The sequence below is a fragment of the Microbispora sp. CA-135349 genome (assembly GCF_050947365.1).
Classification (GTDB): Bacteria; Actinomycetota; Actinomycetes; order Streptosporangiales; family Streptosporangiaceae; genus Microbispora.
In genome coordinates this window covers 2065610-2078809 of sequence record NZ_CP192001.1, presented here as the reverse complement: position 1 = coordinate 2078809, position 13200 = coordinate 2065610, and the positions used below count along the sequence as shown (strand labels likewise).

Annotated in this window: 9 protein-coding genes; 4 read left to right on the top strand and 5 right to left on the bottom strand. The window is 71.1% G+C overall.

Annotated features, from left to right (window positions below; all coding sequences use genetic code 11):
• Positions 1-4 precede the first annotated feature (4 nt).
• From ACQPZZ_RS09955 to ACQPZZ_RS09940, 4 genes are all read right to left on the bottom strand, one after another.
• On the bottom strand, positions 5-1312 hold the full coding sequence (locus ACQPZZ_RS09955) for a homoserine dehydrogenase (protein WP_432930983.1): 1308 nt from the start codon (positions 1310-1312) through the stop codon (positions 5-7).
• Between the two features lie 42 nt (positions 1313-1354).
• The gene (lysA, locus tag ACQPZZ_RS09950; RefSeq protein ID WP_432930981.1) at positions 1355-2761 is read right to left on the bottom strand and encodes a diaminopimelate decarboxylase; all 1407 of its coding nucleotides are present in this window, start codon (positions 2759-2761) and stop codon (positions 1355-1357) included.
• A 128-nt stretch (positions 2762-2889) separates the two neighbouring features.
• Positions 2890-3756 (bottom strand): anticodon-binding protein, encoded by an 867-nt coding sequence (locus ACQPZZ_RS09945; RefSeq protein ID WP_432930979.1) that lies wholly within the window; start codon positions 3754-3756, stop codon positions 2890-2892.
• Positions 3757-4072: 316 nt separating this feature from the next.
• On the bottom strand, positions 4073-4690 hold the full coding sequence (locus tag ACQPZZ_RS09940) for an LGFP repeat-containing protein (protein WP_432930977.1): 618 nt from the start codon (positions 4688-4690) through the stop codon (positions 4073-4075).
• Between the two features lie 291 nt (positions 4691-4981).
• On the opposite strand from ACQPZZ_RS09940, the gene ACQPZZ_RS09935 reads away from it, so the two are divergent.
• A complete protein-coding gene (locus tag ACQPZZ_RS09935; RefSeq protein WP_432930975.1) occupies positions 4982-5608 on the top strand; it encodes a hypothetical protein in 627 nt (208 codons plus the stop codon).
• Between the two features lie 183 nt (positions 5609-5791).
• Here the strand turns inward: ACQPZZ_RS09935 and ACQPZZ_RS09930 are convergent, their stop codons facing one another.
• Positions 5792-7813 carry a glycosyltransferase gene (locus tag ACQPZZ_RS09930; protein ID WP_432930973.1) on the bottom strand — a complete coding sequence of 674 codons (2022 nt, stop codon included), beginning with the start codon at positions 7811-7813 and terminating at the stop codon, positions 5792-5794.
• 320 nt (positions 7814-8133) lie between these two features.
• Here ACQPZZ_RS09930 and ACQPZZ_RS09925 point away from each other — a divergent pair, with 320 nt between their 5' ends.
• From ACQPZZ_RS09925 to treS, 3 genes are all read left to right on the top strand, one after another.
• Positions 8134-9324 carry an ATP-binding protein gene (locus ACQPZZ_RS09925; RefSeq protein ID WP_432930971.1) on the top strand — a complete coding sequence of 397 codons (1191 nt, stop codon included), beginning with the start codon at positions 8134-8136 and terminating at the stop codon, positions 9322-9324.
• A gap of 86 nt (positions 9325-9410) precedes the next feature.
• Positions 9411-11114 carry an asparagine synthetase B family protein gene (locus ACQPZZ_RS09920; RefSeq protein ID WP_432930969.1) on the top strand — a complete coding sequence of 568 codons (1704 nt, stop codon included), beginning with the start codon at positions 9411-9413 and terminating at the stop codon, positions 11112-11114.
• 301 nt (positions 11115-11415) lie between these two features.
• Positions 11416-13155, top strand: coding sequence for a maltose alpha-D-glucosyltransferase (treS, locus tag ACQPZZ_RS09915; RefSeq protein WP_363644462.1), 1740 nt, complete (start codon positions 11416-11418; stop codon positions 13153-13155).
• The last annotated feature ends 45 nt before the right edge of the window (positions 13156-13200 follow it).

Here is a 13200-nt window from a genome sequence, read left to right as displayed (position 1 = left end):
GGCGTCAGGGCGTGTCGTCGCCCTCGACCCGCATGACGCCGGCGACCGCGCGGACGATGTCGAGCTCGCGCAGTTCCTCGATCGTGCCCGACAGGGCGGCGTCGCTGGCCCGGTGGGTGACCAGCACGAGCTGGGCGTCGTCGCCGCGTCCCTCCTGCCGCACCGTCTGGATCGACACGTCGTGCCTGGCGAAGATGTCGGCGACCCGGGCGAGCACACCGGGCTTGTCCGCGACGTCCAGCGACACGTGATAGCGGGTGACGCTGTCGCCCATCGGGTGGACCTTGAGGTCGGCGTACGTCGACTCCTCCGGCCCGCGGGTGCCGGCGAGGCGGTTGCGCGCCACGGCGACGATGTCACCGAGGACGGCGCTGGCGGTGGGCGCGCCACCTGCTCCCGCGCCGTAGAACATCAGCCGCCCGGCCGACTCGGCCTCCACGAAGACGGCGTTGTACGCCTCGCGCACCCCCGCCAGGGGATGCGACCTCGGGATCATGGCGGGGTGCACGCGGACGCCGATCGAACGGCCGTCGTCGGAGCGGGCGCAGATGGCCAGCAGCTTGATGACGTACCCCATGCCCTTGGCCGAGGCCACGTCGGTCGCGGTGATCTCCGTGATGCCCTCGCGGTGCACGTCGGCGGCGGTCACCCGGCTGTGGAAGGCGATGCCGGCCAGGATCGCCGCCTTGGCGGCGGCGTCGAAGCCCTCGACGTCGGCCGTGGGATCCGCCTCGGCGTACCCGAGCGCCTGCGCCTCCTCCAGGGCGTCGTTGAACGAGGCGCCGGTGGAGTCCATCTTGTCGAGGATGTAGTTGGTCGTGCCGTTGACGATGCCCAGCACCCGGCGCACCCGGTCGCCGGCGAGCGACTCGCGCAGCGGGCGCAGCAGCGGGATCGCCCCCGCGACGCTCGCCTCGAAGTAGAGGTCGGCGTTGTTCTCCCGGGCGGCCCGGTGGATCGTCGCGCCGTCCTCGGCCAGCAGCGCCTTGTTGGCGCTCACGACGGACTTGCCGTGCGCCGTCGCGGCGAGGATCAGCGACCTGGCGGGCTCGATGCCGCCGATCACCTCGACGACGATGTCCACGTCGTCGCGGGTGACCAGGGCCTCCGCGTCGGTCGTGAGCAGGGCGGGGTCCACCTCGGCGTCCCGCCTGCGCCCCAGCCTGCGCACGGCGACGCCGGCCAGTTCCAGCGGAGCGCCGACGCGGGCGGCCAGGTCGTCGGCCTGCTCGCGGAGCAACCGCGCGACCTGCGACCCGACGACACCGCAGCCCAGCAGCGCGACCCTGAGCGCCGGTTTGGCTTTACCCACGACCCCTCCTCGCTTCGCCGCCGGACTGTCCGGGACGGCCTGTCACAGCTGCCCCCTGAGCAGGTCGTCCTCGGTCTCCCTGCGGATGACGACCCGCGCCTGGCCGTTGGACACCGCGACGACGGCGGGCTTGGGCAGATAGTTGTAGTTGTTGGCCAGCGACCGGCAGTAGGCGCCGGTGCCGGCGACGGCGATCAGGTCGCCGGGAGCCAGGTCGCCCGGCAGGTACAGGTCGCGCACCACCATGTCGCCGCTCTCGCAGTGCTTGCCGACCAGGCGCGACAGCATCGGCGCCGCCCGGCTCACGCGGGAGGCGAGCACGGCGGTGTACTCGGCGCCGTACAGGGCGGTGCGGATGTTGTCGCTCATGCCGCCGTCGACGCTCACGTACGTGCGCAGGCCCTCCACGTCCTTGACGGTACCGGCCTCGTACAGGGTCACGCCGGACACTCCGGCGATCGAGCGGCCCGGCTCGACCGTGAGGCGCGGCACGGGCAGCCCCGCGGATTCGCACACCTTCGTGACGATCTCCCGCAGGCCGTCCGCGATGATCTTGATGTCCAGGGACTCGTCCCCCACGACGTACGGAATGCCGTATCCGCCGCCGAGGTCCAGCTCGGGGAGCACCACGTCGTGCTCCTCCTTGATCTCGACCAGCAGCCGGGCCAGGCGGCGGGCCGCGACCTCGAAGCCGCCGGTGTCGGTGATCTGCGACCCGATGTGGGAGTGCAGGCCGACCAGTTCGAGCTGCGGCAGCGCGAGGATGCGCCGCACCGCCTCGGCGGCGGCGCCGCTGCTCAGCGACAGGCCGAACTTCTGGTCGTCGTGCGCGGTCGCGATGAACTCGTGGGTGTGCGCCTCGACGCCCACGGTCACCCGGATCATCACCTTCGGCCGTACGCCGTGCTCCTCGGCGAGGAAGCCGAGGCGCGCGATCTCCTCGTAGGAGTCCACCACGATGTGGCCCACGCCCGCCCGGACGGCCTTGTCCAGCTCGGCGAGCGACTTGTTGTTGCCGTGCATCGTGATCCGCTCGGGCGGGAAGCCCACACTGAGCGCCACGGCGAGCTCGCCGGCGCTGCACACGTCGAGGCCGAGGCCCTCCTGGTCGATCCAGCGGGCGACCTCGCGGCAGAGGAACGCCTTGGCGGCGTAGTGCACCTCGCCGTCGTGGAAGGCGGAACGGTACTCGCGGCAGCGTGAGCGGAAGTCCTCCTCGTCGATGACGTACAGAGGCGTCCCGAACTCCTTGGCCAGGTCACGCACGTCGATTCCGCCGATCGTGACGGCGCCGTCGGCCCGGCCGGCCGTTCGCGGCCAGATGGCCGGTTCGAGCGCGTTGAGGTCGGCGGGCCTGTGCGGCGGACGCTCTTCGGGCAGTCCGGCGGTCACGGCGACGATCGTTGAGGCGGCGTGCAGGTCGCCGGCAGGGTGGGCGAATCGACTCACCCGAACGAGGCTAGCCGACCCCGCGATTCACTCGCGCCCGCTGTTCAGCCTGCGAGACGGCTCGGACGGAAGATATTCAGACCCGCAGGTAATCGACGACAGCGCTTCCGGCGACGGGCCGGTTTTGGTCAGATTTTGCCGGGTGGGGTGACGCCGAGCTCCGCCAGCCCCTCACCGAGCACCCGGCACACCGCCTCCCCCATCCGCACCCGGGCCGCGTGGACCTCCGACGGCGGCTCGTCACCCCTGGGGATCGGGGACGCGTGCTCGACCGCTTTGTGGTAGACCTCGGCCAGCCGTTCGAGGTACGCCGCCCATCCCGGATCGCGGCTCTCCCGCCTGCTCGGCAGCTCGGCCAGCACCCGCAGCACGGCCCGGTCGAAGGCGCCGTCGAGGAGCGCGGGCCGCGCGGTGCCGGTCGCCGTGCCGGTCGCGGTGCCGGTCGCGGTGCCGGTCGGCACGCCGAGGTCACGCGCCCACCGCTGTACGGCTCCCGCCCGCACGTACGCGTATCTCACGACGAAACCGGGGTTGTCCCAGGTGCGCGGGAAGTCGGGCCACGCTCCCGTCGTCCCGGCGGCGGTCCCGCCGCCGCCCGTCCCGGCGGGCGCGCATCGCGAACCGTGCGGTTGCCGCCCGCACTCAGGTGGCCGCCCGGTCTCAGGTGACCGCCCGGTCTCAGGTGGCCGCCCGGTCTCAGGCGACCGCCAGGCTTCCGGTCGCTGCCCGGCCAGGATGTCGTCGACGACCTCTCCCGGCGTGGCGATCTCGATGACAAGGAAGCCGTTCGGCCGGACGTTCACCTGCCGCACCCCGGGCACCGCGTGCAGCCGTACCGCCAGCCGCGCCGCCACGTCGGCCGGATCGGCCGCCTCGGCCGGGGGCTCCGCCGACCCCCGCAGGGCCGCGGTGGAGACGAACCGCGCCTCCCGCTCCCATGACCCCTGCGGCACCGGCGACGCGCCGAGAACGACGCGCAGCGCCTCCATGATCATGACGCCGCCGGGCCGTCCTTCGGCACGGTGCGCGGCCTCTCGCGCTCACGCAGCGGGAGCTCGTCGGCCGGGTCGGCGGCGCCGGTGGTGGTCGTCATCGCGGCCAGTCTAGTCCGGCATGGCATGCCCCTCCTGGGCGACGAACGCCATCGAGCGGCATGGCAAGCCGGCCGAGCTGCTTGCAGGTCTGCCGTTCGGCCACACCCGATCCGGCGCACAGCCAAGGGCTCGGTGCGGGTGCCGGGGTGCCTCCCCGCCCGTCAAGAGGTCGGGCCGGGTCTTCCTCCGATGGCACGGCCGTCACGGAAACGAGCCGTTAGAGGGGGACCTTGACAGAGGTAGGGATGCTCCAGGGGCCGCAGTCGGAGCCGAAGGTGCCTCGGTCGCAACCCTGGACGATGAAGGAGGCCTTGACATATCCCCCATGGCCGTTGGTGGTGGCGCAGATATTCTCACCATCCTCCTTGCTCCAGTAACACTCGGCGTGCACCGAATAGGCGCCGCTCCACGGGGTCAGCCTGCCCACCTTCACCTGGGTGGTCTGGCCGCCGGCGGTGGTGCTCCAGCGGACCTGGAAGAAGTCCCAGTCGCGGCCGAGACCGCTCCAGCGGAAGACGGCCTTGCCGCCTGTGTAGTAAGCGCGAACCAGGGCGCCGGCGCCGATGCCGGGGGACCAAACGATCTTGCCGTTGCGGAACTCCTGGTAGGAGCCGCGCTTGTCGGCGTAGCCGTACTCCTTGGTGACCGGGCAGCCGTAGACGCTTCTCTCACCGCCGTTGGAGCGCCACAGGTCGCCGATGAGGCTGCCGGACGGCGCCACGCGGGACGGGTCGCAGGCCGCGGCGTTCGCGGTGGAGGTGCTGACCACGACGGTCGCGGCGACCGTTCCGAGAGCGGTGGCGATGCCGAGGAGGGTGCGGTTGGTGCGCGTCATCGCAGGTGGTCCCTTCTGGGGGTGAGTGCCACCTTTGGTGTACGTCGGACCGCTTTCAGCGCGATTACCGATGGTTGCGAATCGCTTGCTGAGCCTTCCCGGCGACGGTGTCCCGCACCGGCCGGGTGGCCCAGGCCTCTCGGCGGGGCTTGAACAGCGGTGGAACGGCCAGTGGCGACGGCGGGCCGAAGACCGGCTGTCGCCTGTTGCCGGTCGGCTGATTCCCGCCACCGTGGGCGCCAAGACCGCCGGCGGCTATGCACGCCCTCAGCGGGGTGAGACAGTCCGAAGGTGGCGATCGATCTCGAAGCGTGGACTCAGCGTTTGTTCGTCCTGCGGGACGGCGACGACTTCCCGGACGATCCCCTCGACAGCGTGCTCTCGCTGGCGGAGTTCCTCACCGCCGCCGGTCGGGTGGCGGAGGCGTACTCGACCCGGCAGATCGCGGATGGCCTGTGGTTCCTCGCGGACGACTCCGGGCTGTTCCGCGAGCTGTACAACCCGTCCGTGCCCGAGAACCTGCGAGTCCGGTGCGCCGCCGCGATCAGGCAGTTGTACGCCCAATTGTTCGAACCTCTGTGTCAGAACGTATTGAGCCACGGTGATAACGGCGAATCAGTGGAAAATCCCCTGAACAGCATCTGCTACATGTGGTGGGACGTCTTTCCCACCTGGGGCAGGCCGGGTGACCCCGTCGCGCGCGGGATCGACGAGGCGCTGCTCGGGGTCATGCGTGACGCGCTGTCCAGTGAGAACGTCGCCTGCGTCGAGAGCGCCCTGCACGGGCTGGGGCACTGGCGCATCGCCTACCCGGATCCGGTCGAGAGCATCGTCGACGAGTTCCTGCGTCAGCGGCCGGCGATCGGCGTGTCCCTGCGCGACTACGCCCACGCCGCCAGGCGTGGCAGGGTGCTGTAGAACGGCTCGGGCTCGCGCCCTTGGCCGTGCCACCTCATCGGCAACCGGGGTGGCACCTGTACACGTACGCCGGCGGCTCACCGCCGGGCGCAGCGGCGAATGCCTGGACGCGGCCTGGGCCGCGCACGCCAAAGGCGCCAGGCCGCCGCCACCGCGGGACCATGCTCGGCCCCGGCTGACTGGCTAGAGCAGGGCGAGGGGTTCGGCCGGGACGTAGCCCTCCATGCGCGCCGAGCCGAGCAGCGAACCCTCGGCCGAGTCGCGGACGCAGACGTAGGAGTAACGGTCGGCCGAGTAGACCCGCACCCCGTCCGTACGGCACTGCCGCATCAGAACCTCGCCCCACTCCTCGGAGACGTCGGCGAACCCGAGCCCGGTGAGGACCTGACGGCGGGCCAGGACGGTGCCGCCCGCCACCTCGGGGAGGAACCGGTGCTCGGCCTCCGGCTGGCGCAGCAGCGTCGCGCCGGTCCCCGGCAGGTGGGCGTAGAACGACGCCTTCCCCAGCACCTCCGCGTCGGTGGAGGCGAAGTGGCGGACGAGGTCGGCCAGGTAGTGCTCGCCGTACAGGTCCCTGGCGTCGAGCACCGCCACGTAGTCGCCGTCGGCGAGCCTGATCGCGCGGTCGAGGGCGGCGCCCCGGGTGACCGGCTCCTGGGTGGCGCGGACCACGACGTCGAGGTCCGGGCACGCCTGGCGGACCGTCTTGTCCACCAGGCCCGCGTCCAGGCCGTCCGCCACGATCACGATCTGACCGGGCCGTTCGATCTGACGGGTGACCTGGGCGAGCAGGCGGTCCAGCTCCGCCGGGTCGGAGACGGCGGTGATCGCCGTGATCACGCCGCTGCCCCGCACGCTCGGCACGCCGAGGGTGTCGAGGATCGGGTCGAGCAGCGGGGTGACGCTGGTGCGGGCCCGCCAGGCGAGGTGGGCCTCCCTGGCCAGCCGTCCGGCGTCGGCCATGAGGATCTCGGCCGCCGCGAGGACCTCCTCGCCCTTGGCCCCGGCACGCACCTGGAGCACCGGGGTGCCGCAGGCCGCGACCTCCTCTATCACCCTCGGCTCGGCGTCGGCGCCCGCGATGACCAGGGCCGGCTGCCGGTAGGCCGTCAGCACGTCGTCGTACGCCGTGGGGTCGTCGCCCTGCCCCGCCAGCGGCCGCCAGTCCGCACCGCCGGCCGGAGGGGTGACCGTGCCGAGGGTGACGATCTCCCCGGTCCTGCCGCCCTCGGCGGGGATGGGGTTGTGCACGCGGGGCTGGATCGCGAGCGGGAGAACGCCGACCCGGTCGTGCCGCAGCGCCGAGCGCCACTCGCGGGCCCGGGCCTCGGTGGTGGCCAGCACGTACTCGAAGTGCTCGGCCGCCGGCACCGCCCGCGACACCGCGCCGCCGGAGTGCCAGAAGACCGTCTTGACCCCCCGCTTGTGACAGGCCGCCACCAGGTCGCGCAGCGCCCGCGTCTCCCCGGCCAGCGCCTCCAGCCAGCGCCCGCCGTTGCCCTGCCGGGGGCCGGGCCGTACGGACTCGACGAACAGCACGTGCGGTCGCTGCTGGTCGAGCATGGCCTCCCAGTTGTCCGGGCCGAAGTTGGTCACCAGCCGCCACTCGTACCGCAGCAGCGCCTCGGTCTGCCGGTCCACGATCGCGGCGACCGTCATGTACGGCCGGGCCGTCGGGCCCTTGGGGACCACGAACGACTCGGCGAGCGGCGCCGAGACCTGCGGGGCCTTCGGCTCGGGCGCGGCGGGGGCCGCCTTCACCTCGGGGACGGCGGGGATCTCGGGCTTGAAGTCCGAGCGCCTGGGCGCGGGGCGCTTCCTTACCGGCGCCTTGAGCGTCCTGGCCACCGTGCCGGGCTTCTTGCTGTGGATCGCGTCGCCGAGCTTGCTCCACCGGCTCTCCTGGAGCGAGGCGAGCTTCCAGTTGGCGACCTCGGTCTGGTACTTCTGCTCCGCGAGCTGCTTGGCGAGCTGCGCGTTCTGCCGCTCGGCCGTCTTCAGCCGCGCCTCGGCCTCACGCACCCTGGTCAGGGCCTCGGCCTCCGAGCGCGCCACCTCCTCCAGCCGCCGCTGGTAGTCGGTGATCAGCCGGGCGAGCTCCGCCGCGCCGGAGGCCCGCTCCACCGCCTCCGCCAGCGCCTGCCGCAGCGCCGCCGGGTCGCTCCGGTCGGGCTGTCCGGCTGCCGGTTCGCTTACCTCGCTCATAGGGGGTGACTCCGCGGTAGACCTTCAGGACCAGAGTCACAATATTCGCAGAACCCCCTGATCGCTCTCAGCCAGAGCCGAGACCTCGTCCGCCTCGCCGCCACATCCCCCGGCGACCGACGGCCCATGAACCCCGCGACCAGATCACCGCTGATCCTGCGACCAAACGTCCACGAGAACGGCGACCAACGTCCATCGATCATGCGACCGCTGTTCCATGAGGACGCTCAATATGCCATTCTGAGCTGGTGAAAAGCCCGTCGCAGACCCCTCTCGGCCGAGTGGTTCCAAGACGCGCGGAAAAGTCTGCCGCAGATGCCTTGAGCGACACCCGCGTCGTGCTGATCAACGGCGCCCGCCAGAGCGGCAAGAGCACCCTCGTGCGCCTCCTCTCCAAGGAACGGACCGCCGAGTGGCGCAACCTGGACACCCCGGTCGTCCGCCAAGCCGCGGAGGAGGATCCCGCAGGCTTCGTGGCGTTCCCCGAACTGATGGTGATCGACGAGATCCAGCGCGTACCCGAACTCATGCTGTCCATCAAGGAACAGGTGGACACCGACCCCCGGCCAGGACGGTTCCTGCTCACCGGATCGGCGCGAGTGCTCGGTCTGCGGGCCCTCCCCGATGCGTTGCCGGGCCGTATGGAAACGATCGAGCTGTGGCCCTTCTCTCAAGGAGAGATCGACGACACCCCGGACGGGTTCGTGGACGCGATCTTCGCCGAAGGTGCGGGCGTCCATCACACATCCTCGTCATCGCGCGCCGACTATGCCGAGCGGGTCGCCCGCGGGGGATTCCCCGAGGCGGTGGCCCGGACGAACCCGCGCAGACGCGAGCGCTTCTTCGACTCGTACGTCTCAGACCTGGTCGCACGAGACGTTAGCCAGTTGTCCGAGATCGAGCGGACGGCCGAGATGCGAGCCCTGCTGCGGTCGGTGGCCGCCCGGTCGGGACAGTTGCTCGTCGCCTCCGCGCTCGGCGCGGACATCGGGCTGTCCCGCGGCACCGTCAACCGCTACCTCGGCCTGCTCGAAGAGGTCTTCCTGATCAAACGCATCCCCGCCTGGTCGCGCAACCTCAGCAATCGAGCTGTCGGGACCCCCAAGGTAGCCTTCGTCGACTCGGGCGTGGCCGCCAACCTACTGGGCGCCGACGCCAGGAGCCTGGTGCGGCCCGACGGCCGGTTCGGACCGTTGCTGGAAGGGTTCGTCCTCATGGAGCTCGCCCGCCAGCTCACTTGGTCGGACGAGCGCGTGGAGCTCTTCCACTACCGGACCAAGGACAAGGTCGAGGTCGACGCGGTGCTGGAGAACCGGAAGGGCCGCGTCGTCGGTGTCGAGGTCAAGGCCTCCTCGACCGTCCGCGGCGACGATTTCCGCGGTCTGCGTCATCTCGCCGACCGCCTGGGCGACGACTTCGTGGCGGGGATAGTCCTATACACAGGCACGCAGACCCTCCCCTTCGGCCCGCGACTGCGTGCCATGCCGGTGAGTGCCCTGTGGCAGGTCTGACCGTTGAGCCGTACGTCTCGGGGCTTTCGTCCCTTCGGCGGCCGGGAGGTCCGTAGACTCGGCTGCGGTTCAAGGGAGGGCAAACCGTGCGCAAGGGTGAGTGGCCGCGATTCCGGGCCAGGCCGTACGTCTGCGGGGCCGTCGGGCCCTTCGAGCAGGCAACGCTCGACCTGCTGGCGCGCTCGGGGCCGGCCGTCCAGGCCGTGCACACCGCCCCGGAGGCCGCGCTGCTCACCTCGGCTCCGCTGACGCCGTACGCCACGGGTGAGCGGGCGACCGCGTACGCGTGGGGCGGCCGGCGGCCGGAGACAGGCGGCGAGCCCCGGGCGAACGCGTGGCTGCGGGTCGCGGAGACCTACGAGACCCCGGGCCTGGTGGACGGCCCGGAGTCGGTGAGCCTGCACACGGGTGGTCTCGGCCTGGTCGACGTCTACTACCTCCAGGACGGGGACGCGGTCTACTTCTCCTCGCTGATCGAGCCGCTCCTCGCGCTGGCCCGGCGGCCGTACGAGGTGAACTGGGAGGCGTGGGCGGCGATCCTCACGCTCACCTATCCGCTGCTGGAGGACACGCCGTACCGCCAGATCCGGCGTCTGCCCGGCGCGACGGCGCTGAGCTGGTCGCGCCGCGAGCGCAGGCTGCGCATCGACCGGCGGGCCCCGCGCTGGGTGCGGGAGGAGCCGGTGGACCGGGGCGTCACCGGCGGCGATCTGGTCGCGCTGCTGCACGACGCGCTCAAGCCGTACGAGCGGGTGCTGGTGCCGGTGAGCGGCGGGTACGACTCGCGGCTGCTGGCCAGCGTGGCAATGGACATGAAGATGGACGTCGAGTCGTGGACCACCAGCCCCGACGACGGGCTGGACAACGACATCGACTTCGCCCGCTACATCACCCGCGAGCTGGGCATTCCGCATCGGATCATGCCGCAGGACCCGGCCGCCTACCCGCAGGAGGCGCTGTGGGCGGCCCGGCGGCTGGAGTTCCTGACCAGCCACCACGCGTGGTACTCCCCCTTCGCCCGGGAGGTCCACGGCGCGGGCCGGGCGCTGGTGGACGGCCTGGCGGGCGGCCCTCTGATGAAGAACTTCCTGATCACGGCGGACGCCGTCGGCGCGGGGACCGGCGCGTCCCGCCGCGAGGCGCTGCTGAAGGCGCTGGCGACCGGCGACGCCCACATCCCCGTGCTCGGCGAGACCGCCGCCGCGTGGATGGACGACCGGGTCCGTACGGCGTTCACCCGGGCGACCTCCATGTTGCACGGGCACCGGGCCGAGCTGCCGTTGAGCGTGCTGCACACCCGGACCGTGCGGGGCATCGCCCGGTCCCCCGTCAACCTGGTCGGCCCCGAGGCGACTCCGGTCTTCCCGTTCCTGCATCCGGAGTTCTTCGACGCGGCGCTGTCGGTGCCGGTCGTCCGCAAGGAGGGCGGGAAGTTCTACCGGGAGGTCCTGCGGGCCGCCAACCCCAGGGTGGCAGCGCTGCCCTCGACCAATACTCCGCTGCTGCCCAACCGCCGGGTGCCGCTGCGCTCGAACGGGCCGGTCGCCCGCGAGTGGAACCACCGGATGCTGGTCAAGGCCGCGGAGATCCCCGGGCTGATGTCGCCGCAGATGCTGGAGGCGATCTCCGGCGGGCCGGACGCGCTGACGGCCTTCGGGTCGTGGAACTCGCGGTTCTGGCTCCGGGCTCTGGTGGCGTTCGGGGCGTGGCTTGCCGACTACGAGGACGTGCTCGGCGACCTCACGCCGCCCTGGACCGCGCCACTCTCGACCGCGCCGTCCGGCACGTAGCCGGCACCGCTCCACCCGCATTCCCGCCCCAGCCGCCACCCGCGTGTAGCGCCCGCATCCCCGCCCCGGCCGGGGCCGGCCCGCGGGCAGCCCCCGCACAGTCCGTCCGCGCGCCCGTGCGGTAGCCGTACGTGATCACCTGAAAACAGGTAAAAACTGCATGTCAGACCGCTGTCAGCCTTTTCGGTCAGGGCACCTCAGGTGGTATTTTTGGTCAACTAAAGCCAAACATCACGGCGTGAGCGTCAAAGCTCGGGTGTGACCTGACAACGCGCCCCCTCTTTCCTCAAGCGAGAACCAGATGAACGCTGCTGCGCCCTGCCCTGACCCGGTGCCCGGGTCGTTCGGCGCCTCTACCGGCGATCTCCCCGAGATCACCGATTTCACCTCCCAGGACCCTCGCTGGTACAAGCGCGCGGTCTTCTACGAGGTGCTGGTCCGCGGCTTCAAGGACTCCAACGGCGACGGCACCGGCGATCTGCGCGGGCTGATCGACAAGCTCGACTACCTCAGCTGGCTGGGGGTCGACTGCCTCTGGCTGCTGCCGCTCTACGAGTCCCCGCTCAAGGACGGCGGCTATGACATCTCCGACTACCTGAAGATCCTTCCGGAGTTCGGCGATCTCGGCGACTTCGTGCGGCTGATCGAGGCGGCGCACGAGCGCGGCCTGCGGGTCATCACCGACCTCGTCATGAACCACACCAGTGACCAGCACCCGTGGTTCCAGGCGTCCCGCAACGACCCCGAGGGCCCGTACGGCGACTTCTACGTCTGGTCGGACGACCCGCACAAGTACTCCGGCGTCCCCATCGTCTTCGTCGGCAGCGAGGAGTCGAACTGGACGTACGACCCGGTGCGCAAGCAGTACTACTGGCACCGGTTCTTCCACCACCAGCCCGACCTGAACTACGACAACCCGGCCGTGCAGGACGCGATGATGGAGGTCATCCGCTTCTGGCTCGACCTCGGCGTGGACGGGTTCCGGCTGGACGCGGTGCCGTACCTGTTCGAGCGCGAGGGCACCTCCTGCGCCGGGCTGCCCGAGACGCACGACTACCTCAAGAAGATCCGCGCCGAGGTGGACCGGATCTACCCCGACCGGGTGCTGCTCGCCGAGGCCAACGGCTGGCCCGAGGACGTGGTCGAGTATTTCGGCGACCCCACCGTGGGCGGCGACGAGTGCCACATGGCCTTCCACTTCCCGCTGATGCCGCGCATCTTCATGGCCGTGCGCCGGCAGAGTCGCGAGCCGATCTCCGAGATCATGTCGCGCACCCCCAAGCTGCCGGAAAGCGCTCAGTGGGGCATCTTCCTCCGCAACCACGACGAGCTGACGCTCGAGACCGTGACGGAGGAGGAGCGCGACTACATGCACGCCGAGTACGCCAAGGACCCGCGCATGCGCGCCTACCTCGGCATCCGGCGGCGTCTGGCCCCCCTGCTGGACAACGACAGGGACCAGATCGAGCTGTTCACCGCGCTGCTGCTCAGCATGCCGGGCTCGCCGGTCATGTACTACGGCGACGAGATCGGCATGGGCGACAACATCTGGCTGGAGGACCGAGACGCGGTCCGCACGCCGATGCAGTGGACCCCGGACCGCAACGCCGGGTTCTCCGAGGCCGACCCCGGCCGGCTGTACCTGCCGGTGGTCATGGACCCGGTGTACGGCTACCAGGCGGTCAACGTCGAGGCCCAGACCAAGAGCGAGTCGTCGCTGCTGCACTTCACCCGGCGGATGCTGCAGATCAGGCGAGAGCACCCGATCTTCGGCACCGGCAGCTACACCGAGCTGTGGTCGCCGAACCCGAGCGTGCTGGCCTTCCTGCGGGAGGAGGACGACGACGTCGTCCTGTGCGTCAACAACCTGTCGCGCTTCGCCCAGCCGGTCGAGCTCGACCTGCGGCGCTTCGCCGGGGTCACCCCGGTCGAGTGCCGCGGCGGCGTCCCCTTCCCGGTGATCGGCGATCTGCCCTACCTGCTCACGCTGCCGGGGTACGGCTTCTACTGGCTGTCCCTGCGCAACTCCCCGGACGCCTGACGGCCCGGATGGGCGGTGCGGAGCTCCTGTCTCCGCACCGCTCCG